Raw genomic sequence first — 25,201 nt, 5'->3', positions numbered from 1 at the left:
GGGGACGAAGTAATCGGGAGGAGCTGTAATGAAAGCTGTTTTCTTTGATCTGGATGGGACCCTGCTGGACCGTGATGCTTCTATAAAAGAATTCTCAATTCAGCAGTATCAGAGATATTACGATAAACTCAGCCACATCCCTCAAGCTGTGTTCACGAATAGATTCAAAGAACTGGATGCCCGGGGATATGTCTGGAAAGATAAAGTCTATCAGCAGATGGAAGCGGAATTCACTTTCCAAGGGATTGCGGCTGAAGATCTTTTAATGGATTATCTTAATCATTTCCACCAAAGCTGTGTTCCGTTTCCCCATCTAATTGAAACATTGTCTGATTTGAGAGACAGGCAGATAAAGATGGGGATTATCTCGAATGGCAGATGGGGTTTTCAAATGGCGAGTATCCAGGCTCTTCAGGTTGAGGAATATTTCGGAGTGATCCTGATTTCGGAGCAGGAGGGCATCAGCAAGCCGGATCCGCAAATCTTTCACAGAGCTATGGACAGGCTCTGCGTTTCTCCATATGAGAGTGTGTTTGTCGGAGACCATCCGGTTAACGATATAGAAGGCTCAAAGAGGTGCGGAATGGAAGCTGTATGGAAGAGGGATCCAAACTGGAATAATACGGCTGTGAAGTGGAAGATTGATGATTTAAAAGAACTTCCGTTGTTGATAGATAGAATGAGAAGGCTGGCGTCTATCTGCACGATTCGGACGGAGCGTGCGGATATCTCTGGCATCTCTTCAGCTGGAAGAAAGCGGAGTGTCTCGAAGGGGACAGTGCGGATGCGGCATTCAGCTGGGCAGAAAAAGCAGGCTGCTATCTTTTTTACCAACATTGCGACAAGGCTCTGATTCTCGATGATGCCTTTGCCCTTCAAACCTGCGATCTGCTGGGAGAGGAAGATGTGTATATAACAGACAGGCAGTTTCGCTGGACCTATGTCAGAACACATGAGACAGGTTTGTGCGGGCCGTATTTCCATCATCTTGGCAAATCTCCGGCTGCTATTAAATTCAAGTAGGCTCGGCCAGCATAAGAAAGTCCCGGGAAATGGCCCCGGGACTCTTTATTTTAATTAATATGCATCTGTTCTATGCTTTTCACCGAAAACATGGCTGTCCAGGTATTTATGGAAGAACCATTCTCCTGCTGCAATGACGATGGCGCTGATGATAGAAGCGATGATGATGTCACTGTCATTGGCAACAAGGTTATTGCCCATGAACCAGATAACCAGGAATGCGAGCACCGCATCTGAAATAGTCGCAATCAAATTTCTTTTTCCCTGGTCTGAACGGTCTCCTGTTGTACGGAAGATTAACAGGTCGCCGGCAATATAAGCCAGAATGGTCAGAACCACACTAATGAGCAGGGAATCGGTCAGACTTACATCAAAAAAGCCGGTTAAGATAATGCCCAATACAACAGCAATCATCACAAATTTAATGAGAAGTGCCTTAACATGTTCCATTGTTCATCCTCCTTCTGTGGTGTTGGTATATCCATTACTTAGCCTGGCCAGCCCGGGCATAAACCCAAATATTTTCCTGCAGGAAAGGGAATTAATACCAAAAATAATCATGCTTAAAAGGGTGGCAAGCGGGTAATGATTGGTAAAATCCTGAAAAAATTGCTTCATACTGATTCAATAAAATAGCAGTAATCCAGGGAAATATATGGCCAACATCCAACATGAAATGGAGCTGAGCAGCATGGACGGTAAAGGGACCGACCAGATCATCAAACTTCTGGAAGATGAGAAAAAGCTCTATGAAGATAAACAGATCAAGCTGGCTATCGAAAAGGGGAGCAAAGAGAAGGAAGCTTATGTAAAGGGAATTTCAGAAGGATTATCGATTGCTGCAGCCATCATTTCCGGTGCTGGTGAGAAGTAATCGACCCGGGGGAAGTAAAGGACAGCGGACATTGGTGAGGAAAGGCAAGGGCTGAAATGGACAATTCTTTCATTGGCATTATACTATCTGCAATGGCAACAGGATTGGGCGCTGTTCCAATCCTGTTTTTGGATAAAATTAACGGGAAAATGAAGTGCATCCTGCTGGGATTTGCTTCAGGGGTCATGATGGCAGCGACAGCTTTCAGCCTTATCCCTGAGGCACTTAAGGCCTCTAATTTACTGGTGCTCTCAATAGGGATGCTTGCCGGTACAATTATACTGAACTATGTGAATTCAAAGGTTTCGGAGCTGGATGCCGGCGACATACGCTTTAATCCAGGCATCGACAGAAAAACGCTTATCATCGTCATTGCAATCATGCTTCATAATTTGCCGGAAGGCCTTTCGGTGGGGGTGAGCTACGGATCGGGCGAAGATAATCTCGGAACGATCATTGCTTTGGCTATCGGTCTGCAGAATGCCCCCGAGGGGTTCCTGGTCGCCATTTATTTACACTCAGAAAATATCTCAAGAATTAAATCCCTCCTGATTGCCGCTCTTACGGGAGCGGTCGAAATTGTTACAGGGACGATCGGCTACTTTCTGGCATCAAAGGTGGATGGCCTTGTTCCATATGGCCTGAGCTTTGCGGCCGGGGCTATGCTTTTCGTGATCTTTAAAGAGCTGATCCCTGACAGCAATGAAAGGAAGGAAGAGAAAATTCCAACTTATGCTTTTGTGCTCGGGCTCCTTGCTATGCTGTTCCTTGTCCAGGAGTTTGGATAAGGAAAGGAAAAGGCAATGGCCGCAGGTTCGGAGAAGAATCCGGAACCTGCGGCCATTGTTCTGAGAAAAAGCCGGCAGCATTTACTCGACACTGTTCGCCAGCTGTTCATGCCATTTTAAAGTCTGTTCTTCGTTCTCCCCATTGATGAAGATATGCTTTCTTCCCATTTCAATATAAATATAGGGGGCTTCTTTGTGGATAAAGAGAAGGCTGCTTCCATAGCCTTCTACCGTAAACCGGCCTTTTGCAAGGGTTGACAGGCCAAAGCCGTTTTCCTTCCAGGTAACCTCCGGCATTTCCTCAAGCAGTTCTAGTTTCGTAATACTCTCAATTGGCCATTCATCCCCATACATGCCTGTTATTTCAAACGTATCTTCTGTGATTGCGAGATCCGGCTTTTGATAGCCGAGATAGGTAAGGCCGCTGATGAATCCAATCACGACGAAGGAGAGGATGCTGGTGAACCAAAACATTCTTTTTCTTTTGCGGGGAATTTCGAACTTGGACAAATAGATGCTGCCGCCGAGGAGGAAAAGAAGCATAAAGCCAATTTGGACTTCCATTGCATATGTGAAGCCCGTAAAGGCAAGTGGAAGAAGGATGAGCATCCCGATTGCCGTCGCCAGCAGGAGGCCGCCCGTTTTCTGGGGCATTTTATTCTGAATGAGTTCCTCCTGCTCTGCTGCGGGACGTCCGGCAAAACCAGAAATGAGCCAGTAGTTCTTTTTATAGCGGATGGCCCATCCGAGAATAGAAAAAAGCACAATAACAAATACCTGTATACCTGCGAGGAACCACATAAAAACCACTCCTTTTTTGTTCGCTGTCTACTCTACGGATGGAGAGGGGCTTTGGATTCAGCTTTATGCGGTTCCTGAGAATAATAACCCTGAAAGATTTATTTGCTGCTTTATGCCATCCCGTGCTTTTTGCCTCCAACAGATACAGGGGTTTTGTAGCCTTCTGCGTGCACATCTTCAATACTGGCATGTTCACTGTTATCAGCCAGACCGAACCTGCCGTTCTCTCCTTCTGCCCGTACCTCCGAAACGCTGACATGCCGGATGCCTTCGCCAATCTGGATTCCCTGCTTTGCAGACCCTTGGATGGAGGCTTTGCTGATCTCTACATGATCAGCCCGCTGAGCTCCGCCGAACACTTTAATATCCACTCCTGCTTGTTTAAAGCCCTGAATGGCCAGGCGGTTCAGAACGACATTCCTCGCTCGGTATTGGATGGCAATGATGGGATTGCCGGCATAGTCATATTCAGGGTCGCCTATCAGTGTGAATTGGTTGATCACAACATTTTTATAAGCTGATACGACCAATCCCCTGGGTGCAGAGCCCGCATAAAGGTCTGTATGCACCGGGTGGATGCTCACTATCTTTGTTGCCCTGATGTTGCGGGCGGTCTGCGATTCTGGATCGCCGGCTTTATGATGGCCGATGTGGCGGAAGTTAAAGGAGCGGTTATCATTAACGGAAAGGTGGCCGATGATCTGGACATCAGAGGCTGCTGAAGAATTATGATGTGCCTTGATTTCCACCCCGCCGAAGCAGCGTGCGGATGAGTTATTGACGAGCCAGACATTTCTTGAGCCATCATCCACTTCAATGCCGTTTGAATTGGAGAAGCCTTTTTTGTGGGTACGGCCGCTTGGATCGCACATATGGCAGTTGGAGATCAGTATATTGTCGCTGTGATGGGTGGTGATCCCGTCATCTCCAAATCCATAGCCGTTCAGCTTGTCCAGCCAGACATAGCGGCTGCCTCCGCGTGCGCGGTATCCATCTCCTGAGTAGTTATAGAGTGTGGACGAAATATCAAAACAGTGAAGGCCGGGATTGATGGCTTCCACATTTTTTACCCATCCATACATCACGTTTGCATACGTAAGGCAGCTGGAGTGGTTTCCCCAGGTGCTGGTTTTAGCTGCATTGCCGAGCCTTTCGACGTTCCAGTCCAGGCTCAGGTTCCGGACAAGGATATGATGGTTCCCTTTCCAGTGATTTGAATTGGTCACCAGCCTTGCCGCCTTAGGAGACTGGTCAAGAAGTTTTATGACTGTCAGGCCTTTTCCTTCCCCCTGCAAGAGAGTCCATGAAGGGAGCTGAATGCCAGACACCAGATAGGTGCCGGCCGGAATGCTGACTTTTGCCTTGCCTCTGCCGATGGCCCGCCTGAAGGCTTCTGTATCATCGGTTATCCCATCTCCAGCTGCTCCGCATTCTTTAACACAAACCTCTTTTTCTAAGGCATGGAATAGCCTGGTATATTCCTGGTCAAGCTTTTTTTTCCAGAGAGGGAAGGCAATGCCGGATTCATCAACTATTGTACTATCGGTCTCTTCATTATTCCGGTCTGCGGTCAGGATCAGGTTTTCTGCTGCTTTAATCAATTTCTTGAAAAACCCTTTGCCGTAATCAGGTGTTTTTCCGCTGTGGCCCGGGCCGGAAGGGGTTCTTCTCTCGTTAAACAGCCTGTCTGTCTCCTCGGCAAGCGTTTTTGTATCAAGCCCCGGGCTAAACTTATCTATCAGCTCTTTATTGCGGCACGGATCATGCTGCTTATCCAAAAATAGCATTTACGGATCACCTCTATTTCTTTGAGCCTGCTGGGCTATTGTATTATTCCCGTCCGGACAGGCTGCTAACCTTATTGCATCCAGAGGAGGGGAGAGAGCGGCAAATAGGAAATTAATAGACAGAAAATTGCAACTGGGTTAGTTTTATTATTAGAATACATGCGAAAAGGGGATGAGTGCAAAGAAGCTGTAAGGTTCTGTCTGAAAAAGGTTCACTTCAGAAGGATAATATCTGAATAAATTTAGATTATACACGAAGGGAAGAGACTGGATGAATCCGTTTGTATTTGCCTGCATCACTCCGCATGGTGGAGAAATCATACCTGAACTGCAAGGGGAAAAGCCGGAGCGCATGGAAAAGACGAGAAAGAGCATGGGGAGGCTTGGGGCCCTGATGGATAAAGCCCGACCTGACAGCCTGATTGTGCTCACTCCCCATGGAACGCGCATCAATGGACAATTCGCAGTGGCTGTTTCTGAAAGGCTTGAGGGGGAAGCGGCTGAAAATGGTTCCTCCTTTATGATGGAGAGAAAAACCGATCTGATGCTTGCTTCCTCTATTTTGGCGGAGGCTGAAGCGAAAGGGCTTCCTGCAGCCGGAATTAATTACGGAACAAGTGCCGGCCCGCTATCCTGCCTTCCCCTTGATTGGGGTGCAATAGTACCGCTTCGTTTTATGCCCGAGGTACCGGTTGTGGTCATTACGCCTTCGAGAGAAATAACTTATGAGCAGCATATCGCTTTTGGCAAGGCAATCAGAAAAGCAGCAGGGGAATCAGGGAGAAAAGTCGGCCTGATCGCCAGCTGCGACTGGTCTCATACGCATGACAGCGAAGGGCCTTATGGCTATCATCCGGCTGCGGAGGAATTGGACCGCCGGACAGCAGAATTGATAGAGTCAGGGAGGCTGGAAGACCTTGCTTTGTTCGATCCGGAGCTCGTGGAGAATGCAAAGCCGGACGGGATCTGGCAGACACTGATCCTGGCGGGGGCAGTCCCGGAGGAGGAACGGCACAGCAGGCTGCTCTCTTTCGAAGCGCCCACCTATTTTGGATTGATTTGCGCCGCTTATTATCAGAACCGGGAGGCAAGGGAAAATGATTGATTGGCAAAGGGAAGCAGAGGTACGGAAAAACGATCTGATGAAGGATCTGATTGGGATATTAGAAATTGCCAGCATCAAAGATTTATCCACGGCAACTGCAGAAAGGCCGATGGGGGATAAAATCGGCGAAGCGCTGGAGTATATGCTGAAGCTTTCCGAAGAAGCAGGCTTTACAGTGAAAAATGTGGATGGAATGGCCGGGCATGCCGAGCTGGAAGGCGGCGGGGAGGGAACAATCGGCATTCTTTGCCATGTGGATGTCGTTCCGGCCCCCGGCGAATGGACAACACCGCCCTTTGAACCTGAGGTAAGGGACGGCAGACTGTATGCACGTGGAAGCATAGATGACAAAGGTCCGACACTTGCCGCTTTTTATGGATTGAAAATGGTCAGGGAACTTGGACTTGAGCTAAGGAAAAATGTCCGGATCATCTTCGGGACAGATGAGGAAAGCGGGATGAGCTGCATGCGCCATTATGCAGAAGCAGAGCTTATGCCGGAGGAAGGCTTTGCTCCTGATGCGGTTTTTCCGATCATCAATGCTGAAAAAGGCCAGATGAATGTGAAATTGGCAATTGGGACGGGCAGGAAAGAACCGGGGCAGGAGAGGGTCTTGTCACTGCTGTCCTTCCAATCGGGCAGCCGCATTAATATGGTGCCTGAAAGTGCTTCTGCCAGTGTGGCCGGTCCTGATGCAGGACAGCTGGAAAAAGACTTTATCCTTTTCTGTGATGTAAACGGCGTCCGCGGAGATGTTGCTATAACTGATGATGTTGCTACTTTCAATCTGTATGGAACTGCAGCTCATGGGATGGAGCCTTTCAAAGGTGTGAATGCCGGGACCCTGCTTGCCGTTTTCCTGGCAGATTTGGAAGTACAGCACACCGGGGCGGAATTCCTTTCTTTCTTAAAGCTTCTCCATGGGGATTTTTACGGCCACAGGCTTGGCATTTCATACAAAGATGAAGTATCCGGTCCGCTGACAGTCAATCCGGGCATCATCTCCTTTGATCAGGCTGGTGAAAGCTTTGTGCAGCTGAATATCCGCTGTCCGGTTTCCTCTGTTTATGAAGATCTGAAAAACAGGCTGGAGGAAGCGGCTGAGTCTCAGGGGTTTAACCTTGAAGATTACAGAGAGTCGCAGCCCCATTACGTGGCCCCGGGGCACCCTGTGATTGAAGCCCTTCAAAAGGCATACCAGGAAGAGAAAGGAGAAGAGCCGGTCCTTTTGTCAACAGGCGGAGCCACATACGCCAGGTTCATGAAAAAAGGGGTCGCTTTTGGCGCCTGCTTCCCTGGGAAAGAAATGACTGCCCACCAGAAAGACGAATACATTGAAGTGGATGATCTGGTCAAGGCGGCAGCCATCTATGCAAGGGCTATTTATGAGCTTGCAAAATAAAAACAGGCTGTTTGATCAACTTTTATTCAGGTGGCGGCAGTGGTCTGGCATAGATGATCCCTCTCGATTTTAAAAGGTTAAACTAAATCGATTTAAGTAAAGAAGCTCAGCATGAAGCTGAGTTTTTTTGCTGTTCATCTTTATTTGTTATTGTAAATATTCAGCCAAAAGTGTAAAATTACACTAATTATAAAATAAAGGAAGTGTTGGAATGCCTGGTAAATGGATTCTGTATTTTGGGATTGCCCCGTTCCTTCTATCTATGCTGTCTTTCCTTTTCCTGGGGGCCTGGCCGGACTATGCCTTTCTCCTGCAGATTATTGTGCTGGCGGCAGGCGGACTGCTGATTGGTACATTTAAAAGCAGGAAGCTAAACGAGAACGATTGGCTTCTTGCCTGTGGACCGCTGGTATATACAGCAGTCATCTGGGCGGTTTTTATGATACTGACAGGAGGGTTTTCCGGCCACGAATCCTGGCTGTTTTATGGTATCCTCCATATTCCCTTTGCCCCGATCTTCATCTTCTCTTCCCTCATGGGCGAAGGGCGGACTTTCTTATGGGCTCCGATGGCATTTGAGCTGGCGTTCCTGGTGCCTTTTGCAGTTTCGGTGATTCTAAGGAAAAATGCCGTTCGGATGGTTCCCAAAAAGAAGGCTATTATTCTATCTTTAGTATTTGCGCTCTCGATAGGCAGCGGAGCCTTCATCCATTGGGAGCGGAGCAGAACCGTCCTCCCTTCTTATGGTTTCGACTATGCTGGCGGCTACTCGAGCACAGATCTGACACCTTATGATATAACCAATACGAACAACCGGCTTCCAAAACTTGAGGGAGGAGCTGATTTTTCAATTTCGGATGCAGATTCCATGCCTGTGCTGGATGGAGCAGAAGCAGCATACCCTGTATATTCAGCCTTTGCGAATGCCGTTTATAAAAATGTACGGGAAGTTTCCCTTGAAAAGGAAGTGGTCAGCTTCACCAATACCATCTACGCTTATGAACGCCTTCTGTCAGGAGAGGCGGATATTTACTTCGGTGCTGAGCCCTCCGCTGAGCAGCGGAAAATGGCCGAAGATGCAGGGAAGGAACTGGTGATGACCCCCATTGGAAAAGAGGCATTCGTATTCTTCGCCAACCCGGAAAACAGCATTAAAAGCCTTACTGTTGAACAGATAAAAGACATTTATTCAGGAAAAATAAAAAACTGGTCGGAGGTAGGCGGAAGCAGCGGCAAAATCATTGCGTTTCAGCGGCCAAAAAATTCAGGAAGCCAGACGCTCCTGGAAAAAATCATGGGTGATACACCAATCATGGAACCGTTGAAGGAAGAGGTCCCTGAGGGCATGGGCGGTATAATTGAGCAGGTTGCGGATTACCGGAACTATGACAATTCCCTCGGATTTTCCTTTCGCTTCTTCGCCACAGGAATGAACCGAAGCACGGACATCAGGCTTTTAGCGATAGATGGCGTGGACCCAAGCCCGGAGAACATTGCCTCTGGAACATATCCATTTACTGCTTCCCTGTACGCCATAACTCTCAAATCCAATCCCAACAAAAACATCCCTCCGTTCCTGGAATGGATGCAGGGTGAGCAAGGGCAGCAAATAGTGGAAGAAATCGGGTATATAAAGGAATTTGAAAGCTGAGCCGGGTTACTATAGAAGGGGAAAACCAGGGGACTAAACGGTCCCTTTTTCCAATGGCTGGAACCTTTTCATGCTCCAATCCGTAATACAGACAGACAGGAGGAGACACTATGAATCATTTATCGGATTTGAAAACTTCTATAACCCCTTTTGAATGTGCTATCAAACTGCTGGAATCGGAATCATTGAACACAGATAAAATCCACGAAGAGTACCATACGCCTGCCGAAGGAATTGAGTTCTGTGTCCTTGTGTTTGAGAGATTTTATTTCCGCACGGGTGGAAGAGCGTCGCTGACGGTCATCATGGAAAATGTAAGAGGAGACAACAAAGTGAGATGCATTTCTGCGGGAAGTGCGGAAAGTCTGATCAGCTTTGATTGGGGAGCAGGCAAAAGCTTTGTCAATAAGGTGAGGGAAATTCTGGTTCCTTATACATTGGGAAAATAATTTAAAAAGGAAAACTTATGATAGAAACTCACCTGATAACAAATTCCTTAATATGGTAAACTATTAAATAGAACAATAATAGATTAAGAGGTGTGTTTCGTGCTGAAAAAGAAAAAGCTGGTTATAGGGATAGGAATTCTTGCAGCCCTGGCCATTATGCTGCTGATGGACGCTGTTAAAATCTCAAATGAGAAGCGACCTTCAAATCCGGTGGTCATGGTTGACGGGGAGAAAGTAGATGCCGATCTGCGGGGCTATACCTGGCATGGTGAGACACAGGCAGTGAAAAGGGCGAATGCAGCTTCTGTAACAGAAGTAAAACCCCGTTCTGAAATAACGGTACAATTTGGGACAAAGGACGAGCCTGAATCCGTTGCACTGGACACGATTTATGGAAGTGACCGCAAGAAGCCGGTGTATACAGGCACATATACGTTATCCAACAAGCCCGGCCCCATCACGATAAGAATAAAGGCAAAATGGGAAGGCAAAGGCCAGGCAGAATATACAGTGAGCCTGGACGTTGAAGAGGAATCGTCATACCAGGAACTGCTGGCTGAAGAAGCTGGTGAATATACTGTCCTGGCTATAAGGGAAAATGACCAGTCAGACCTGGGCGTTACTGAGGATGTTTATCAAGCTGGCGCCAACCGTGTGGAATATAGAAATCTGGATACAGTTCAACGAATATATACTGACCTGGAAGTCCGGCAGGCCCCGTATTTTATTGTGTTTAGCTTTGAAAAGCCTGTCCTGGGAACGAGCGATCCAGGTGAAGCTGCTGAGTACATAAGAACTCATGCTGACTGAAAATCGTCTGGCTTAAAAAGGGTCAGGCTGCTGCCCCTTCATCAGAAGTCTCTTTTCAGCATAGTTTGAAGCGCATTAATATAAAGCCGGGGTTTGAGTTTCCTCATATTCATTTAACTCGAAATAGCTGCCCTGTTTCATGTATAATAGTGGATGAGACTTACTATTTTCTGCAGGCATGGAAAGGTTTTTCCATGCAGCCATAGATCAGATATAAGTGAAAGAGAGTGGAACAGATGGGCCGTAAATGGAATAATATCAAAGAAAAAAAGGCATCCAAGGATGCAAATACAAGCCGTGTGTACTCTAAATTCGCATTGGAAATATATGTAGCGGCAAAGCAGGGGGAGCCGGATCCGGAATCCAATCAGGCTCTTAAATTTGTGCTCGAGCGTGCCAAAACCTATAATGTGCCAAGAGTCATCATCGACCGTGCGATTGATAAAGCAAAGGGCGGCGGAGAAGAGAGCTATGACAACCTCCGCTATGAAGGCTTTGGGCCGAGCGGTTCCATGGTCATCGTGGATGCTCTCACCAATAATGTGAACAGGACCGCATCCAATGTCCGCGCGGCATTCGGAAAAAATGGCGGAAACATGGGCGTCAGCGGCTCTGTATCCTATATGTTTGATGCAACGGCTGTTTTCGGTCTTGAAGGCAAATCAGCTGATGAAGTGCTGGAAATCCTGATGGAAGCAGATGTTGATGCACGTGATATCCTTGAAGAAGAGGATACAGTCATCGTTTATGCCGAGCCAGATCAATTCCATGCCGTTCAGGAAGCTTTAAAGGCTGCCGGGGTTGATGAGTTTACAGTGGCAGAGCAAACGATGCTTGCCCAGAATGAGCTTTCCTTATCAGAGGAAGACCTTGCCCAGTTCGAAAAACTGGTCGACGCCCTTGAGGATCTGGAAGATGTCCAGCGTGTATACCACAACGTGGATTTAGGAGAATAATTAGAAAAGCAGGCTTTCCTTGTTGGGGAGCCTGCTTTTTTCTTATTTATCTGCTCACAAAGAAAGGCAGTTTCTCGATGCCTGCGAGGCGGGCGTATGTAAACAGCTGTCCTTTATGATGGATTTCATGGTCTTTGGCATTCTCAAGGAGTACGATCCCGGGCATGGTCATGCCATAGAAATCGATTGTTTTGCCCAGCTGGTCCTGGGTCAGCTCTTCAAGTGCTGATTTTGTTTTTGAAGTTTCCTCCTGGACAAGTGCTTTTAGCTGCTCCAATGTTTCAATGGCCGGATACTCAGGCGGCGGCGTAAATTCGCCTTTCTTCACTGTCTGCACGAACATCTCCATAGAGCCTGTTATATGTGCTGTCAGCTCAGAAACAGACATCCCCTGCTCCCATGCTTTGAAATCCTGCTGCCCTTCTTCAAATGTGCCGAGCAGTTCGATCAGTGCATTCCTGTGGCCGAGCCAGCCTTGGATGAATCCATTCCATTTATCCATTAAGATCTTCCTCTCTTCTTATGAAAAATTCAGGCTGTGCCTCCACATCCTGCTGCCATCAGTATAATTCACTTTCCCGGGGCATTCAAAGGTGGTGCCTGCATATAAGAGCGTTCACTCAAAGGGGGCCTTTGGTAGAATGGAATGTATAGATTCGAAAGGGGGGCAGGATTATGCCTGGACATATCCATCATATTGAAATTAACGTATCTGATTTGCAGAAAACCATTGAATTCTGGGGCTGGTTTTTAGAAGAGCTTGGCTATGAATCTTTTCAGGAATGGGAAAAGGGGCGGAGCTGGAGGCTGGATGAAGCCTACATCGTATTTGTGCAGACAGAGGAAAAATATATTCATTTCCCTTATCACCGCTCGGGAACGGGCCTTAATCATATTGCCTTTCATGCTGATTCCCGCATCCAGGTCGACCGGATGGCAGAACAGCTAAAAAAGAAGGGGGTCAGCCTCCTTTATGAGGACAGATATCCATATGCCGGCGGAGAGGGTCATTATGCTGTATTTTTCGAGGATCCGGACCGGATAAAGGTTGAGCTTGCCGCACCATAAAACAGGCCGGAAGAATAGACTCCGGCCTGTTTTGCTTTATTTTATACTAACAGCCATTTCCAGAGCTTCAAGCGGTACCTTCTTTGTTTGAAGCTCGTAGATTCTTTCTCCATCTTTCCAGTAAATATCATTTTCGACCTCATTGCCGCCCTGCCTGTAATGAACCTTGATGCGCCCATCATCGTGTGGTGCAGGGAGGTAATGGGATTCAAGATAATCAACCATCTGGCGTGCAATTGCCTGATCATCCATTTGATCTTCTGAGACTGAGCTGATCTGGAGAATCCAGTTGCCTTCTTTCCAGTTTAAATATTTATGGCCTGCAGCTCCTTCTCCCATACCCTTGATGCCATGACCGAGATCAATGGCCATTTCTGCCGGTATATCGTCGAGTGACATCGGCGGGAACAATTCCTGCTCATTGTATGCTGCCGTTTTGTTATGTGCCTTAAAGACAGCGACAACAGGGGCGCTTCCATCAGGTGTTAATGAAGGGTCGTTGACAGGCACCATTTCATTCGTCTGATAGAAGGTGACCTGATAGGAATCTGTCTTATCCTCCTCGATTGAGGCTGAAAGATGGGTGCCTTCCTTCAGAGGGAATGAAGCGGGCAGGATAGCATTCTCCATCTTCAGCTGCTCTTTCACACTCCCGATGACGTCATCGGTTGTCTGGGTGCTGCCAGACTGGCTGTTATCTTCCTCTGTGCTGTTTTCTTCTGTCCCATTTGCTTCGGCTTCATTTTCTTCTGTACCGGTTTCTGCATTCTGATCATCAGGTACAGTAGTCTGTTCCTGCTGGGAATCTTCCGGAGCAGGAGAACCCGCGTCATCCGTCCCCGAACAGCCTGCTGCAGATATGGCAAAGGCAAGTGAAACCGGAAGCATCAGTCTTTTTTTATACATTGAAAATCCTCCTATTAGAATTGATATTAGATGTTTTCCCTATCTTTGCTGGAGGAAACGGTAGGTCAGCGCTGGAAAATTGAGAGACTGAATACAAAGATATATAAATACTATGCAATAAATAATTACCGATGAATTTACCGACGTAGTAAATACTTTTGCTGGGTACTACGAGAATAGGATGGATTTTCGGATGGGGCTGCTAATTTCCGTTCCAGGCACTTCGCTTTCCGCGGGGCGAAGTTGAGCCTCCTCGCGCTGCACGCTGTGGGGTCTCAACATTTCCGCTGCAATCCCGCAGGAGTCTGCGTGCCTTGCACTCCAATTAGCAGGTTTTCCAAAAATTTTTGGGCAAGGAAACAGGCAAGGCATTGTATGTTTATCCATTTTCATGCCAACAGTGTTTAATGTATATCTACGTAAAAATTAAAGGAAGGACAGAAGGTTTCTTCTGTCCTCTTTATCTGTCAATCGTCACTGAAACAGCTGCCGTCCTTAATCCCTCTGCTTCTTAATCTTGGAAGGATTATTGATCTTATAGCGCACATCCTTATTCAGCTTCCGGTCGACGATTTTGGCTTCGAAGGTCAGCCTGTTCCCTTCAGTGAGCTCTGCCTTTTTCAGTGTTTTGCTGTAGCTGCACCAGGCTTCGCCAACTTCGAGAGGGCTTTCTCCTGTAATCTGCACCTGCTCAAAGACGATGATTTCTTCATCGGTCTCGTTAAAATGGTTATATTTTGTGGTGAATTCTTTAATGGCCGCCTCAAATGGAACCTTATCTGCCGGAAGGTCAAGGGCAGGAGCTTTTCTCTTTTTCTTCTCTGCCGGCTTTTTGTCATCGCCTGCCTTTGCCGGGGCCTTCACCGGCTCTCCTGCTTCCGGAAGCCCGGTATCCTGCGGGGAATCTCCCGTTTCAAGGGCACTGCCTTTGCCAAAGGAAGAGCTCTGCATTTCTTTTAAGTATGCAGGATGGACGCAGTGAAGGGCGTCATTGGAAAACGCCACTACAGCCGTTTCATGAGTGCCTGTCTGCAAAAATCCTTTTATGATGACAGTATAAGCGGAAGCACCGCGTTTATAAGAAAATTCCTGTTTAGCATTTTTGGCGGAGGCCGTAATCAATCCCCACTCCCTTAATTTAGCCGCATAGTCATTTTCATCGGCAAAGGTGAAAAATTCGCCGGGTGGTATCGTTTTAAACATAAGTGATCCTCCGATCTTTATTTTCTACTTGAACCAGCCTTTTTTCTTGAACCAGGCAAACATGGCAAGCCCGATAGTGAGCATGACCAGCAGGGTGGCAAAATAGCCGCTGTCCCATTCCAGCTCTGGCATGTGCTCAAAATTCATCCCGTATATCCCTGCGATGAAGGTGAGTGGCATGAATATGGTCGTAATGACCGTCAGCACCTTCATGACCCTGTTTGTCTGATGGGCATTCAATGATAAATAGCTGTCCCTGATATCGGTAGTCAGCTCCCTATTCTCTTCAATCATCTCGGCAAGCTTCAGGAGATGATCATGGATATCGGAAAAATATTTGATTTTTTCCTGAAAGCCAGCGAGCCGCTGGGAGTTCAGCATCCTGTAGATTAAATCCCTCATCGGGGCGACAGTGTGCCTCAGGGCCAGAAGATCGTGCCTGGCATCAAAGAGATCCTCAAGCAGAAGCTCCATCGGCCTGTCCTTTGAATTTTCGTCAATATCATTCAGCGTGTCCTCCAGCTGGTAGACGAGCGGAAAGTAGTTGTCCACAATTTTATCAAGAATATGGTATAGAACCAAGAGCGGCTCCCATTTATCAGGCGAGTTGGACAGCCTGAGCCTTTCCCTGACATCTTCTATTTCAGTGGAGGGATGGTGATGGAAAGTAATCACATAATTCTGCCCGAGGAAAAAGTTAACTTCTTCACGGTCAATCGTATCCGGATTGACACTATGCGTAACAAAAAATGCATAGTCTTCATAATAGTCGAGCTTTGGGCGCTGAAGCACATGGATACAGTCCTCGATGGCCAGAGGATGGAAATTCAGCGGTTTTCTCAGCAGTTCGATTTCTGCATCGGAAGGATTGCTGAAATCCGCCCAATACCAGAGAATATCCTCTTCGAGCAGCCGGGTGATATCCCAATTGCTCTTAATTTCATGATTCTTAGTAACCGCAATCGTTCTGATCATATTATCTCCTTTTAACAGTGCATCCTCTTTATAATAAACGAAATAATCGCTTTAATAAAATTTGAAAATAGGTTGATGATACAGGCTTTTTAAGTGAAATAAAGACATAAGACCGATTGACCCGTTATTTTTTAGGAAATTCGGGTAATAAATAAGTACTAACACAATTGAATGATAATATCTTATAAAAACAGGAGGCAGGAACGATATGAATTCCGAGTACAAACCGAACCAATTCAACCAGGATCAGTATTTATCATCCATCCATGACCTAGCGGATAAAGACAGCTGGAAGACAAGAAAGATTCTGTCTCAGGAAACAACAGAATATACAGATGCAGTGAACGAAGTCATTGGAAAAGTGCAGGGCGAGTGGCTTGAAGCCAAACGATATGATGAAATAGACAAAGCTTTGGATAATAAAGATGAAGAGCGTTTTCAGGCCCTTACATCAGAAAACTGGGAAGCGGTGTTATAAAACAGGATGAATAGAGGAAAGAATATATTTATATTTCCGAGATCGGGCCCATCTTTTCAATTTGGAAATGAGCCCGATTTTTTTTTTGTTTACCCGTTATTTATGGGATAATAGTGGAAATAACGGATATTTCCTTTTAAAAGCATATACATAGGAGCTTGCCATAAATGAGATTTTTCGCCAGGAATTATACCATACTGGTATGGATTATTATATTATGTTTCATATTTTTAGTGGATGAGGCTATTAAAACAGCTCTTGCCTATTATTTTCCTCCCCGGAACTTGTGGGTGTTCGAATTGATCCATACAGTGATCAGCGTAGGGCTCCTGATTGTATTGTTCCTCGTTTTTATCCAAAAAGGCATCCAGAAAACAACAGCCGAACTGAGAAAAAGCAATCAAAGGCTTAACAATATCTTTGATACCCTGGACGTCGCCATCTGGCATCATAATATGAAGAGCGGCAGGCTGATGATTACCTCAGGAATTGAAAAGCTATATGGCTTTCCTCGGGAATCGTTTTATAGGGATCCTGATTTGTGGAGAAAAGTGATCCATCCGAATGATGTGTCTGTCCTGAATGAACGGGAACAAAAAGTCAAACAGGGAGAACCGGTCGTAAGCATATACCGAATCATACGCCCTGAAGGGGGAATCCGGTGGATACAGGATAGAGGAATCCCCGTCCTTGACAAAAAAGGCAGGCTGATTGAATTTTCGAGCGTCCTGTTTGATATAACAGATAGACAAGAAAGTGAAGATCGGTACCGGGGCCTTGTTGAGCTGTCTCCTGACTTCATCGGTGTTATTTCCGGGAATGTCATTGTTTATATCAATGAAGCAGGGTGCAGGCTGATCGGCGCTTCCAGTAAAGAACAGCTTCTTGGGAAGCCTATTATTAACTTTGTGAATAAAGAGGCAACCTTTGAAATTTATAATACACTGCTGGCAGCAGACAGCGATACGGCTGGGAAGAGGCGCTTTGAGGTGCAGGCGAAAAGGCTTGATGGCGTCCTTGTTGATGTGGAAGTATCCTCCATGCCGATCCGGTACGGCGGCAGAGAAGCTGTACAGGTCATTGGCCGGGATATCACTGAACGGAAAAAGTCTGAAAGGACCATGGAGTATATGGCCTTTTATGACACATTGACAGGCCTGCCGAACCGGAATGAAATCATGAAGCGGCTGCAGGGCATTTTGAACAGCGGAAAAGAGAAAGCGGCGGTTTTATTCCTGGACTTGGACCGCTTTAAGATTATCAATGATACAAAAGGCCATTCTACCGGCGATCTGCTCCTTAAAAAGGCAGGGATCCGTTTGGAGGATACTGTAGGAAGCCTCGGGCTTGTAGCCAGGCAGGGCGGCGATGAATTCATCATCCTTTTTGAAGAAAAGGAAAAACAGCAGATAGAAGGGGCGGCGCGGGCAATCATCGAGCAGTTCAACAAGCCTTTCATCCTGGAAGGAGAAGAGTTTTATATTACACCAAGTATCGGCATCAGCCTGTATCCTGAGCATGGGACTGATCAGGAAACGCTGATCAAGCATGCGGATACTGCCATGTATCTGGCCAAGGAAAGAGGAAAGAATAATTTTCAATTTTATACCTCTTCCCTGGAGGGTCTGGCCTCCCGGAAAATGGCTTTGGAGAATGGACTGCGTAAAGCGCTTGACCGCGGAGAGCTTCTGCTTCATTACCAGCCGCAGATAGATCTGAAGACTGGGAAGCTGAAAGGGACGGAGGCGCTCGTGCGCTGGCAGCGTCCGGATGGTCATCTTGTTCCCCCTGGGGAATTCATTCCGCTGGCAGAAGAGACCGGCTTGATCGTGCCGATGGGAAAATGGATCCTGCGGACAGCATGCGAACAGCATAAGCGCTGGAAATGGGAGGGAGCCGGATCGGTGCCGATAGCAGTCAATATATCAGTCCGGCAGCTGGAGGATCCTGAATTCATTATGTATGTAAAAACTGTTCTGTCTTCCTGCGATATTGAGCCTGGCTGCCTTGAGCTGGAGATTACAGAAAGCATCATGCAGAACATCGAAAAGGCGACCATTGCCTTGAATGAATTAAAAAAGATTGGCATCAGGCTATCCATCGATGATTTCGGAAAAGGATATTCCTCATTAAGCTATTTGAAGCACCTGCCGATCGACACCATCAAGATTGATAAGTCGTTTGTAGACGATATACTGGATCCTGCCCAAAATGGATCGCTTGTGAAGGCCATAATCGATATGGGCTTAAATTTGAATTTCAGTGTAGTCGCTGAAGGCATCGAACATAAAGAACAGGCAGAGTTCCTGCTGAAAAACAATTGCCCGGTTGGCCAGGGATATTACTTCAGCAGGCCTGTAACAGGGGAAGTATTTAAGGAGTTCATTAAAAGTTTACAATAAGGAAAACCCAAGCCGCAGAAGGGCTTGGGTTTTCTCTTTATTTATTTTTGTCTGCATATACGGCCATCGCGTCACGCATGAAGATAGCGAGGCCTTCCCCGAATTGATCAATATTTTTGGTGAAGCGCTCATCATCGACATACAGCTGCCCAAGCCCCTTGAAGGCATCCAGTGAGTAGCTGCCCATTTTGTTCAGGAATTTAAACCAATCTCCTATTGCCTCTTGGGCTTCATCAGAGTCAGGGGCCATATGCCGCACTTCCGCGAGGCTCCGGTAAATCCCGTTCATGGAATCCCCCAGTTTTTGCTGCTCTTCTTTTGTCATATTGGAAATCTTTTTATTTGAGGCATCTACAGCTTCATCCCCCCAGCGTTCACGGGCCTCCTGCTCATAGGGGTTGGAGCTGAAGTCAAAGCCTTCAAATCTTTCTTTATTCGACATGTGTATCTCTCCTTTTACATGCCTGATCGTTTTATCCAGCGATGCAATCATCTTATCCAGGCGGCTGCGCTTTTCGAGCAGCATTTCCCGATGCAGCTCGAAGGCCTTCTGCTGGTCAAACGAAGGGCTGCTGATAATTTCCTTGATTTTCTTTAAAGGGAAGCCGAGCTCTTTGAAAAAGAGGATCTGCTGCAGGGTTTGCAGGTTGTCATCTGAGTACAGCCGGTAGCCTGCCTCTGAGAGCTCATCAGGGACGAGGAGCCCGATTTCATCATAATGATGCAGTGTGCGCACACTGATGCCGGCCAGATCGGCGGCTTCTTTCACTTTCATGGCCATTGTTCCGGCCTCCCTTCAACCATTACTTTAAAGTATTACGCAGCGTGAGAGTCAACATGTAAAATAGAAGAATTTATAAAAAGGCACAATAAAAAAGAAAGCCCGCGGAGGTGCAGGCCGGGAGGGGGGAAAGGTGTCATTACCTGCGTTCCTTATATGAGCAAGCGCCCTCCGCATTTCTATTTCAATTTATCGTTCAGTACACTTTCTTCCAGAACGGAAAATTTATCGCCATAGACTTTGGTGATATGGCGTTCGCCCCAGGCACAGAGTGCGTCAAGGATGCTTTCCAGAGATTTGCCGTAGTCGCTGAGCTCGTATTCGACTTTGGGAGGCACCTGATTGTATACAATCCTGTTGATGACACCGTCCTCCTCAAGCTCGCGAAGCTGCTGGGTGAGCATTTTCTGTGTGATATTCGGCATGAGCCGTTTCAGCTCGCTCGTCCGTTTCTTCCCGTGGGTCAGGTGGCAGAGGATCACTGTCTTCCATTTCCCGCCGATTACTTCAAGGGTGGCTTCCACCGATATATTGTATTTCTTTTTCTCCATCATGATCACTCCTGTTTCATAGGAACTAAAAGGTGCCTATAGAACTTTTCAGTGCCTATAGCACTATAAAGTACGTACTTTTCAAAAGAAACGCTATATCCCATAATAGCATTTGCCGGCAGGAAATTGCTATACTCATAAAATTTTCATAGATAGGAATAGGAGGAGAAAAATATGCCATCTGGCAAACAAACAAGTTTGCTTCCGCTGCTTGCGCTTGCAGTCAGTGCGTTTGCAATCGGAACAACTGAATTCATTTCAGTCGGGCTGCTGCCGATGATCGCGGAAGATTTGAATATTCCCGTCACCACAGCAGGACTGACTGTTTCTATATATGCACTGGGAGTCATGTTCGGAGCGCCTGTCCTTACCTCGCTCACAGCTAAAATGTCCCGCAAATCACTTTTGCTTTGGATCATGGTGGTATTCATTGCAGGGAATATCATTGCTGCATCATCAGGCAGCATAGGTATTCTCCTTGCAGCGCGGATTATTTCGGCCTTGAGCCACGGGGTGTTCATGTCCATCGGCTCTACCATTGCCGCCGATTTAGTGCCGAAGGATAAGAGGGCAAGCGCCATTTCCATCATGTTCACAGGCCTGACTGTTGCCACAGTAACAGGCGTTCCGTTTGGGACATTCCTCGGCCAGCAGTTTGGCTGGAGATTTGCTTTTGTGGCCATTGTCGTAATCGGCGTCATTGCCTTTATTGCCAACAGCATCCTTGTGCCAAAAAATCTTTCAAAAGGGTCGAAAGCTGCATTTGCCGATCAGATCAGACTAATTACGAACGGCAGGCTGCTGCTGGTTTTTATCATTACTGCGCTTGGCTACGGCGGCACATTCGTTGTATTTACGTATCTGTCACCGCTGCTGCAGGAAGTGACCGGCTTTAAAGCTGGTACAGTGGCTGCCATTTTGCTTTTATATGGAATTGCCATTGCGATAGGAAATATGGCCGGCGGCCGGCTGGCGAACAAAAATCCGATCAGGGCACTCTTTTATATGTTCATCATTCAGGCCGTGGTGCTGCTGCTGCTCACATTTGCAGCACCCTATAAGACGGCAGGCTTGATTGTCATCCTGCTGATGGGGCTGTTTGCATTCATGAACGTCCCAGGGCTGCAGGTATATGTGGTCATGCTGGCAGAACGGTTTGTCCCTGGAGCGGTGGATGTTGCTTCTGCTATTAATATTGCCGCCTTCAACGCCGGAATTGCGATTGGCTCTTACTTGGGCGGCCTCGTCACAGACTCTATCGGGCTGATCCATACACCATGGATCGGTGCCGCAATGGTGCTTGGCGCTGTCATTCTAACAGGCTGGAGCATGAAGCTGGAAAACCAGGATATGAAAACAACAAGCATCAATGGGGGAGCTGCGTAAAGCAGCTTCCGGAAAAATAAAGGAGGAACAGTGATGATAAAAAGCATTCAAGATAAAACAGTTTTAAATAATGGTGTGGAAATGCCATGGATGGGATTGGGCGTTTTCAAAGTAGAAGAAGGGCCGGAGCTTGTTAACGCCGTAAAATCAGCCATTAAGCTGGGTTACCGGAGCATAGACACGGCAGCTATCTATGGAAATGAAGAGGGTGTCGGACAGGGAATCAGGGAGGGAATTGCGGAAGCAGGCATATCCCGCGAGGACCTTTTTATTACATCAAAGGTGTGGAACAGCGATTTAGGCTTTGAATCAGCAATCCAGGCGTATGAAACAAGCCTGCAGAAGCTTGGGCTTGAATATCTGGATCTGTATCTTATCCATTGGCCGGTGGAAGGGAAGTATAAAGACGCATGGCGTGCGCTTGAAGCTCTTTATAAAGAAGAAAAAGTAAGAGCTATAGGCGTGAGCAACTTCCAAGTGCACCACCTGGAGGAATTGTTGAAGGATGCAGAGGTCAAGCCGGTGATCAATCAGGTAGAATACCATCCGCGTCTTACCCAGCAGGAATTAAAAGCATTCTGCAGGGAAAATGGAATCCAGCTTGAGGCATGGAGCCCGCTTATGCAGGGGCAGCTATTGGACAATGAAATCATTGCTGCCATTGCTGAAAAGCATGGCAAATCTGCAGCCCAGGTCATCCTGCGCTGGGATCTGCAGAATGGTGTCATTACAATCCCTAAATCAACGAAAGAGCACAGAATTGCTGCCAATGCTTCTATTTTTGATTTTGAACTGTCAAGCGATGAAATGGAGCAGATCAGTTCACTGAATCAAAACCTGCGTGTAGGGCCGGACCCGGATCATTTTGATTTTTAATAGGAAAACGAAAAAGCCCCGGCAATGTCCGGGGCTTTTTCACATTAGTTTTCGTCCTTTAATACCTCATACCATTTATCCTTCCAGGCTTCTACTTTACCGTTGATTTCATCTCTTGCCTTTTGTGCTTCTTCTTCTTTTTGTTCGTATAAGTCCTTGAAATGCGAGTCGCGGATTTCATGCCTGGTTTCCGCCAGTTCCTCCGCTTCTTCTGCCGCCTCAGGACTGATCAGCTCTTCGCTCTCCAGGAAAGACACTGCACTTTTAATCCTGTCTTTCTCTCTATCTGATATTAATCTGATCGGGTTCGATATATCAAGGAGCCTTTCTTTCTGGTCTACCGTCTCATGCAATGGTACTCCCAGCTGGGAAAATATCTGGCCCAGGCTCGGCTTCCATTTTTTCAGCACCTGGTCCTCCAGCTCATCTTTATCCCTTACAGTTGCATAAGTTCCGCCGCCCGCCTCCGCAACCTCCTTCAGCTGTTTTTGCCCTTCGTCATCAACATCGAAGCCAATGATATTGACCTTTGCCTCAATATTGCTGCCCTGAAGCTGCTGTGCTGCTTCTACAGGATCTCCGTCACAGGTCTCGACCCCATCGCTGACAATATAGATGGTGTTTTTATAATCCGTGCTGTTATAGGCGGACAAAAGCTCCCGTGCTTTGTCAATCGCTCCAGCCAGCGGGGTCCAGCCGCTTGCCTCAAATGAATCCATGGATTTGTTGAAGGCAGTTTTCTCATAGGCCCCCAAAGGAAATACCTCATCAATGCGGCTGCAGGATTCAGCTTTATCTTCATCGTTCCCTGTTCCTACATGGCCGTAAGCCATTAAGGAAACACTGGCATCATCCTCCAGAGAACTTGTAAATTCCTTGATGGTTTCTTTGGCAAGCATCATTTTATTGCCGCCGCTGACATCAGCTTTCATGCTTCCGCTTGCATCCATTAAAATGACTATATTAGATTTCTGGTTCTTTGCCTGCTGGATTTCATCTTCTCCATCAGGGAGTTCTGGCATCTCATGACCATGCTCAAAGGAAACAAGTTCCTCATAGTAGGACTGGTATAAACCTGAGCCCAGCTGATAGACCAGATAGTCGTATACCTGGCTGCCGGATAAATCCTTCTGCTCAGAGAAATATGCTTTCATTTCTTTCTCTGCTGCCGGCTGGAGTGTCTCTTCATTAAAACCGGTATATTTTTTGGCGTCCCATAGATCGGCAATCTCCACCTCAGGTTCCAGTTTGCCTTCAAGTATCTTTCCGGGCTTTTGTGCAACCATGCCCTCAATATCGTCCGCTGCTTCTGGTATCTTTTCATCGGAGAATGTTTCCTGTTCCCGGGCTTCCTCCTGGGGCGGATCATTTTTCTTTTCGCCTGAAGCCTTTTCATCTTCCCCGCTGCAGCCTGCCAGAACCAGGATGCATAGAAGTGCGAGTAATCTCGCAAGAATATGTATTTTTCTTTTCATTGTTCTGCCCTCCTCTTTAGAGATTTTACAATATTTACTAAGCCGCTGCCCTTTTTTACCCAAAATCAGGCATTTAGTAACCCGCTTAATTAAAAATATAGGAAAAAAGAGGTCCAGAGAGTTTAAACTTTCTAAACAAGGGAAATGTCTTTATAGTTATAAAGAACTATTACATAAAGACTATACAGATAGATGGGGGAATTACAATGAGTGTTTATCAATTTTCAGCTCCGGCCATGAACGGAAGACAAATCTCTCTGGAGGAATACAGGGGGAAGGTAATGCTGATTGTCAATACAGCAAGCCAGTGCGGCTTTACTTTTCAATATCAGGATTTGCAGAAGCTTTACGACCGCTACAAAGAAAAAGGGCTGGTGGTATTAGGTTTCCCGTGCAATCAATTTGATAATCAGGAGCCTGGGAGTGATGAGGAAGTCCAATCCTTCTGTGAGCTCCGCTATGGTGTATCATTCCCGATGTTTCAAAAAATGGATGTGCGCGACGGAAATGCCCATCCTTTATTCAATTACCTGACTGCACAGAAGCCATTCGAAGGATTCAATGAGAATCATCCGGTTGCAAGAGTCCTCATTCCTCTGTTGAAGGAAAAGCATCCTGAATACCTGTTCGGCGACTCAATCAAATGGAACTTCACAAAGTTTTTGATAGATGCAGAGGGAAATGTAATACGGAGGTTTGAGGCTACGACAGATCCGTTCGAGATGGAAGCGGACATAGAACAGCTGCTGGGCTGATAGCAAAAAGGAGCTCCATTGCCGGAGCTCCTTTTTGTCTGCAGTTATTCCGGGAACTCCCTGGTCACCTGGATGCCTTTTTCCTGGAGCTTCACATTAAAGATAGGATAAGCCTTCCGTACGGTTTCTGTAATGAGGAAGCTGTACTGTTCCCCGTCCTTAAACACAAATGTCAGATTCTTATCCTTCAGTCCATTTTTTTCTTCAACAGCAATCTGCTTCGCTTCCTCTACATCCGCCCACAGAAATTCCTTCTCGCCAAAGCCGAAGAAGGGATTGATATAAATGCCATTGCCGTTCATATAGTGATAATGGTCTACACTCAAGACGGACAGCAGGATGCTTGCAAAGATGCCCGCAGCAATCAATCCCTTGGCCAATTTATTTTTTGCCAAGCCGGAAATCATCAGGAGCAGGCTGAGACTCAATAAAATAAGGGAGCCGGTGAAAATAAAGTAGGCTGATCTCGGCGGTTCCAGAAACCAGTATCCGAATGGATGATACAGGGCCTGCTGAAGAGGGAGCAGCACCACCAGCGGTATAAAGAATGATCCCAGCAGAAGAACAAAGGAAATGCCGAGGATATATTGATTTTTGTCCCGTTTCTTTTTTTTAGTAATGGTATAACTGCTGGACATTGTTGAACCACCTCTGATTTGATAATACCAGACAGTCATCATAAAAATAAGAAAAATTTTA

Annotated in this window: 26 protein-coding genes and 1 pseudogene; 16 read left to right on the top strand and 11 right to left on the bottom strand. The window is 46.7% G+C overall.

Features of this window, described 5'->3' with window-relative positions:
* Positions 1-28: 28 nt before the first annotated feature.
* Together Q9R36_RS10675 and Q9R36_RS26145 are read left to right on the top strand one after the other, a co-directional pair.
* Positions 29-586, top strand: a pseudogene (locus tag Q9R36_RS10675) (HAD family hydrolase); the annotation flags it as partial.
* A 113-nt stretch (positions 587-699) separates the two neighbouring features.
* A complete protein-coding gene (locus Q9R36_RS26145) occupies positions 700-1,023 on the top strand; it encodes a DUF4275 family protein (protein WP_396137112.1) in 324 nt (107 codons plus the stop codon).
* 54 nt (positions 1,024-1,077) lie between these two features.
* On the opposite strand, the gene Q9R36_RS10670 is transcribed toward Q9R36_RS26145, so the two are convergent.
* Positions 1,078-1,473, bottom strand: coding sequence for a DUF2512 family protein (locus Q9R36_RS10670; RefSeq protein ID WP_009792377.1), 396 nt, complete (start codon positions 1,471-1,473; stop codon positions 1,078-1,080).
* A gap of 205 nt (positions 1,474-1,678) precedes the next feature.
* On the opposite strand from Q9R36_RS10670, the gene Q9R36_RS10665 reads away from it, so the two are divergent.
* Both Q9R36_RS10665 and Q9R36_RS10660 read left to right on the top strand, forming a co-directional pair.
* Complete coding sequence (locus Q9R36_RS10665) at positions 1,679-1,897, top strand: hypothetical protein (RefSeq protein ID WP_009792375.1); 219 nt, start codon at positions 1,679-1,681, stop codon at positions 1,895-1,897.
* A gap of 56 nt (positions 1,898-1,953) precedes the next feature.
* Entirely contained in the window at positions 1,954-2,685 is a 732-nt protein-coding gene (locus Q9R36_RS10660) for a ZIP family metal transporter (protein ID WP_311225083.1), read from the top strand.
* An 81-nt stretch (positions 2,686-2,766) separates the two neighbouring features.
* On the opposite strand, the gene Q9R36_RS10655 is transcribed toward Q9R36_RS10660, so the two are convergent.
* Positions 2,767-3,486, bottom strand: coding sequence for a DUF3784 domain-containing protein (locus Q9R36_RS10655; RefSeq protein ID WP_224952161.1), 720 nt, complete (start codon positions 3,484-3,486; stop codon positions 2,767-2,769).
* 110 nt (positions 3,487-3,596) lie between these two features.
* Positions 3,597-5,273: a glycosyl hydrolase family 28-related protein gene (locus tag Q9R36_RS10650; protein ID WP_009792372.1), complete on the bottom strand. Its 1,677-nt coding sequence runs from the start codon at positions 5,271-5,273 to the stop codon at positions 3,597-3,599.
* A gap of 271 nt (positions 5,274-5,544) precedes the next feature.
* Here Q9R36_RS10650 and Q9R36_RS10645 point away from each other — a divergent pair, with 271 nt between their 5' ends.
* From Q9R36_RS10645 to Q9R36_RS10620, 6 genes are all read left to right on the top strand, one after another.
* On the top strand, positions 5,545-6,378 hold the full coding sequence (locus tag Q9R36_RS10645; protein WP_311225082.1) for a DODA-type extradiol aromatic ring-opening family dioxygenase: 834 nt from the start codon (positions 5,545-5,547) through the stop codon (positions 6,376-6,378).
* Positions 6,371-7,780: a dipeptidase PepV gene (gene pepV, locus Q9R36_RS10640; protein WP_311225081.1), complete on the top strand. Its 1,410-nt coding sequence runs from the start codon at positions 6,371-6,373 to the stop codon at positions 7,778-7,780. Before Q9R36_RS10645 ends, pepV begins: the two co-directional genes overlap by 8 nt.
* A 211-nt stretch (positions 7,781-7,991) precedes the next feature.
* Positions 7,992-9,431 carry a PstS family phosphate ABC transporter substrate-binding protein gene (locus Q9R36_RS10635; RefSeq protein WP_311225080.1) on the top strand — a complete coding sequence of 480 codons (1,440 nt, stop codon included), beginning with the start codon at positions 7,992-7,994 and terminating at the stop codon, positions 9,429-9,431.
* A gap of 110 nt (positions 9,432-9,541) precedes the next feature.
* Positions 9,542-9,880: a DUF6054 family protein gene (locus Q9R36_RS10630; protein WP_009792368.1), complete on the top strand. Its 339-nt coding sequence runs from the start codon at positions 9,542-9,544 to the stop codon at positions 9,878-9,880.
* A gap of 99 nt (positions 9,881-9,979) precedes the next feature.
* Positions 9,980-10,690: a hypothetical protein gene (locus Q9R36_RS10625; protein WP_101551948.1), complete on the top strand. Its 711-nt coding sequence runs from the start codon at positions 9,980-9,982 to the stop codon at positions 10,688-10,690.
* A 236-nt stretch (positions 10,691-10,926) separates the two neighbouring features.
* A complete protein-coding gene (locus tag Q9R36_RS10620; RefSeq protein WP_009792366.1) occupies positions 10,927-11,646 on the top strand; it encodes a YebC/PmpR family DNA-binding transcriptional regulator in 720 nt (239 codons plus the stop codon).
* 46 nt (positions 11,647-11,692) lie between these two features.
* Here Q9R36_RS10620 and Q9R36_RS10615 read toward each other — a convergent pair whose 3' ends face one another.
* Positions 11,693-12,148 carry a DinB family protein gene (locus Q9R36_RS10615; protein ID WP_009792365.1) on the bottom strand — a complete coding sequence of 152 codons (456 nt, stop codon included), beginning with the start codon at positions 12,146-12,148 and terminating at the stop codon, positions 11,693-11,695.
* A gap of 170 nt (positions 12,149-12,318) precedes the next feature.
* Here Q9R36_RS10615 and Q9R36_RS10610 point away from each other — a divergent pair, with 170 nt between their 5' ends.
* Positions 12,319-12,714: a VOC family protein gene (locus Q9R36_RS10610; protein ID WP_094768069.1), complete on the top strand. Its 396-nt coding sequence runs from the start codon at positions 12,319-12,321 to the stop codon at positions 12,712-12,714.
* A 36-nt stretch (positions 12,715-12,750) separates the two neighbouring features.
* Here Q9R36_RS10610 and Q9R36_RS10605 read toward each other — a convergent pair whose 3' ends face one another.
* The 3 genes from Q9R36_RS10605 to corA form a co-directional block, all read right to left on the bottom strand.
* Positions 12,751-13,620 carry a hypothetical protein gene (locus Q9R36_RS10605; RefSeq protein WP_253616200.1) on the bottom strand — a complete coding sequence of 290 codons (870 nt, stop codon included), beginning with the start codon at positions 13,618-13,620 and terminating at the stop codon, positions 12,751-12,753.
* 495 nt (positions 13,621-14,115) lie between these two features.
* A complete protein-coding gene (locus Q9R36_RS10600) occupies positions 14,116-14,823 on the bottom strand; it encodes a hypothetical protein (protein WP_311225079.1) in 708 nt (235 codons plus the stop codon).
* Positions 14,824-14,847: 24 nt separating this feature from the next.
* On the bottom strand, positions 14,848-15,798 hold the full coding sequence (gene corA / locus Q9R36_RS10595; protein ID WP_009792360.1) for a magnesium/cobalt transporter CorA: 951 nt from the start codon (positions 15,796-15,798) through the stop codon (positions 14,848-14,850).
* Positions 15,799-16,006: 208 nt separating this feature from the next.
* On the opposite strand from corA, the gene Q9R36_RS10590 reads away from it, so the two are divergent.
* Together Q9R36_RS10590 and Q9R36_RS10585 are read left to right on the top strand one after the other, a co-directional pair.
* A complete protein-coding gene (locus Q9R36_RS10590) occupies positions 16,007-16,276 on the top strand; it encodes an IDEAL domain-containing protein (RefSeq protein ID WP_009792359.1) in 270 nt (89 codons plus the stop codon).
* Between the two features lie 167 nt (positions 16,277-16,443).
* Positions 16,444-18,678 carry a bifunctional diguanylate cyclase/phosphodiesterase gene (locus tag Q9R36_RS10585; protein ID WP_311225078.1) on the top strand — a complete coding sequence of 745 codons (2,235 nt, stop codon included), beginning with the start codon at positions 16,444-16,446 and terminating at the stop codon, positions 18,676-18,678.
* A gap of 37 nt (positions 18,679-18,715) precedes the next feature.
* Here the strand turns inward: Q9R36_RS10585 and Q9R36_RS10580 are convergent, their stop codons facing one another.
* Together Q9R36_RS10580 and Q9R36_RS10575 are read right to left on the bottom strand one after the other, a co-directional pair.
* Positions 18,716-19,459, bottom strand: a complete 744-nt coding sequence (locus tag Q9R36_RS10580) for a MerR family transcriptional regulator (protein WP_311225077.1) — start codon at positions 19,457-19,459, stop codon at positions 18,716-18,718.
* A gap of 179 nt (positions 19,460-19,638) precedes the next feature.
* Positions 19,639-20,010, bottom strand: coding sequence for a winged helix-turn-helix transcriptional regulator (locus Q9R36_RS10575; protein WP_022543312.1), 372 nt, complete (start codon positions 20,008-20,010; stop codon positions 19,639-19,641).
* Positions 20,011-20,184: 174 nt separating this feature from the next.
* Between Q9R36_RS10575 and Q9R36_RS10570 the strand changes: the two genes are divergently transcribed.
* Together Q9R36_RS10570 and Q9R36_RS10565 are read left to right on the top strand one after the other, a co-directional pair.
* Positions 20,185-21,396: an MFS transporter gene (locus tag Q9R36_RS10570; RefSeq protein WP_009792355.1), complete on the top strand. Its 1,212-nt coding sequence runs from the start codon at positions 20,185-20,187 to the stop codon at positions 21,394-21,396.
* A gap of 33 nt (positions 21,397-21,429) precedes the next feature.
* Positions 21,430-22,272 (top strand): aldo/keto reductase, encoded by an 843-nt coding sequence (locus tag Q9R36_RS10565; protein ID WP_165352678.1) that lies wholly within the window; start codon positions 21,430-21,432, stop codon positions 22,270-22,272.
* A gap of 44 nt (positions 22,273-22,316) precedes the next feature.
* Here Q9R36_RS10565 and Q9R36_RS10560 read toward each other — a convergent pair whose 3' ends face one another.
* Positions 22,317-23,747 carry a vWA domain-containing protein gene (locus Q9R36_RS10560; protein ID WP_253616203.1) on the bottom strand — a complete coding sequence of 477 codons (1,431 nt, stop codon included), beginning with the start codon at positions 23,745-23,747 and terminating at the stop codon, positions 22,317-22,319.
* Positions 23,748-23,953: 206 nt separating this feature from the next.
* Between Q9R36_RS10560 and Q9R36_RS10555 the strand changes: the two genes are divergently transcribed.
* Entirely contained in the window at positions 23,954-24,502 is a 549-nt protein-coding gene (locus tag Q9R36_RS10555) for a glutathione peroxidase (protein ID WP_009792352.1), read from the top strand.
* Between the two features lie 44 nt (positions 24,503-24,546).
* On the opposite strand, the gene Q9R36_RS10550 is transcribed toward Q9R36_RS10555, so the two are convergent.
* On the bottom strand, positions 24,547-25,140 hold the full coding sequence (locus Q9R36_RS10550) for a hypothetical protein (protein ID WP_148950588.1): 594 nt from the start codon (positions 25,138-25,140) through the stop codon (positions 24,547-24,549).
* Positions 25,141-25,201 lie beyond the last annotated feature (61 nt).

Source organism: Bacillus sp. AG4(2022), from assembly GCF_031844465.1.
Lineage (GTDB): Bacteria > Bacillota > Bacilli > Bacillales > Cytobacillaceae > Bacillus_AB > Bacillus_AB infantis.
This window is presented reverse-complemented; position numbering and strand designations above follow the sequence as displayed.

Excerpts from the sequence above, each read along its gene's own strand:
- Q9R36_RS10630 (WP_009792368.1), top strand. The coding sequence starts at position 9,542 with ATGAATCATTTATCGGATTTGAAAACTTCTATAACCCCTTTTGAATGT.
- Q9R36_RS10600 (WP_311225079.1), bottom strand. The coding sequence starts at position 14,823 with ATGTTTAAAACGATACCACCCGGCGAATTTTTCACCTTTGCCGATGAA.
- Q9R36_RS10620 (WP_009792366.1), top strand. The coding sequence starts at position 10,927 with ATGGGCCGTAAATGGAATAATATCAAAGAAAAAAAGGCATCCAAGGAT.
- Q9R36_RS10670 (WP_009792377.1), bottom strand. The coding sequence starts at position 1,473 with ATGGAACATGTTAAGGCACTTCTCATTAAATTTGTGATGATTGCTGTT.
- pepV (WP_311225081.1), top strand. The coding sequence starts at position 6,371 with ATGATTGATTGGCAAAGGGAAGCAGAGGTACGGAAAAACGATCTGATG.
- Q9R36_RS10570 (WP_009792355.1), top strand. The coding sequence starts at position 20,185 with ATGCCATCTGGCAAACAAACAAGTTTGCTTCCGCTGCTTGCGCTTGCA.
- Q9R36_RS10605 (WP_253616200.1), bottom strand. The coding sequence starts at position 13,620 with ATGTATAAAAAAAGACTGATGCTTCCGGTTTCACTTGCCTTTGCCATA.
- Q9R36_RS10655 (WP_224952161.1), bottom strand. The coding sequence starts at position 3,486 with ATGTGGTTCCTCGCAGGTATACAGGTATTTGTTATTGTGCTTTTTTCT.
- Q9R36_RS10580 (WP_311225077.1), bottom strand. The coding sequence starts at position 19,459 with ATGGCCATGAAAGTGAAAGAAGCCGCCGATCTGGCCGGCATCAGTGTG.
- Q9R36_RS10590 (WP_009792359.1), top strand. The coding sequence starts at position 16,007 with ATGAATTCCGAGTACAAACCGAACCAATTCAACCAGGATCAGTATTTA.
- Q9R36_RS10660 (WP_311225083.1), top strand. The coding sequence starts at position 1,954 with ATGGACAATTCTTTCATTGGCATTATACTATCTGCAATGGCAACAGGA.
- Q9R36_RS10645 (WP_311225082.1), top strand. The coding sequence starts at position 5,545 with ATGAATCCGTTTGTATTTGCCTGCATCACTCCGCATGGTGGAGAAATC.
- corA (WP_009792360.1), bottom strand. The coding sequence starts at position 15,798 with ATGATCAGAACGATTGCGGTTACTAAGAATCATGAAATTAAGAGCAAT.
- Q9R36_RS10615 (WP_009792365.1), bottom strand. The coding sequence starts at position 12,148 with ATGGATAAATGGAATGGATTCATCCAAGGCTGGCTCGGCCACAGGAAT.
- Q9R36_RS10565 (WP_165352678.1), top strand. The coding sequence starts at position 21,430 with ATGATAAAAAGCATTCAAGATAAAACAGTTTTAAATAATGGTGTGGAA.
- Q9R36_RS10550 (WP_148950588.1), bottom strand. The coding sequence starts at position 25,140 with ATGTCCAGCAGTTATACCATTACTAAAAAAAAGAAACGGGACAAAAAT.
- Q9R36_RS10575 (WP_022543312.1), bottom strand. The coding sequence starts at position 20,010 with ATGGAGAAAAAGAAATACAATATATCGGTGGAAGCCACCCTTGAAGTA.
- Q9R36_RS10665 (WP_009792375.1), top strand. The coding sequence starts at position 1,679 with ATGGCCAACATCCAACATGAAATGGAGCTGAGCAGCATGGACGGTAAA.
- Q9R36_RS10585 (WP_311225078.1), top strand. The coding sequence starts at position 16,444 with ATGAGATTTTTCGCCAGGAATTATACCATACTGGTATGGATTATTATA.
- Q9R36_RS10650 (WP_009792372.1), bottom strand. The coding sequence starts at position 5,273 with ATGCTATTTTTGGATAAGCAGCATGATCCGTGCCGCAATAAAGAGCTG.
- Q9R36_RS10635 (WP_311225080.1), top strand. The coding sequence starts at position 7,992 with ATGCCTGGTAAATGGATTCTGTATTTTGGGATTGCCCCGTTCCTTCTA.
- Q9R36_RS10555 (WP_009792352.1), top strand. The coding sequence starts at position 23,954 with ATGAGTGTTTATCAATTTTCAGCTCCGGCCATGAACGGAAGACAAATC.
- Q9R36_RS10560 (WP_253616203.1), bottom strand. The coding sequence starts at position 23,747 with ATGAAAAGAAAAATACATATTCTTGCGAGATTACTCGCACTTCTATGC.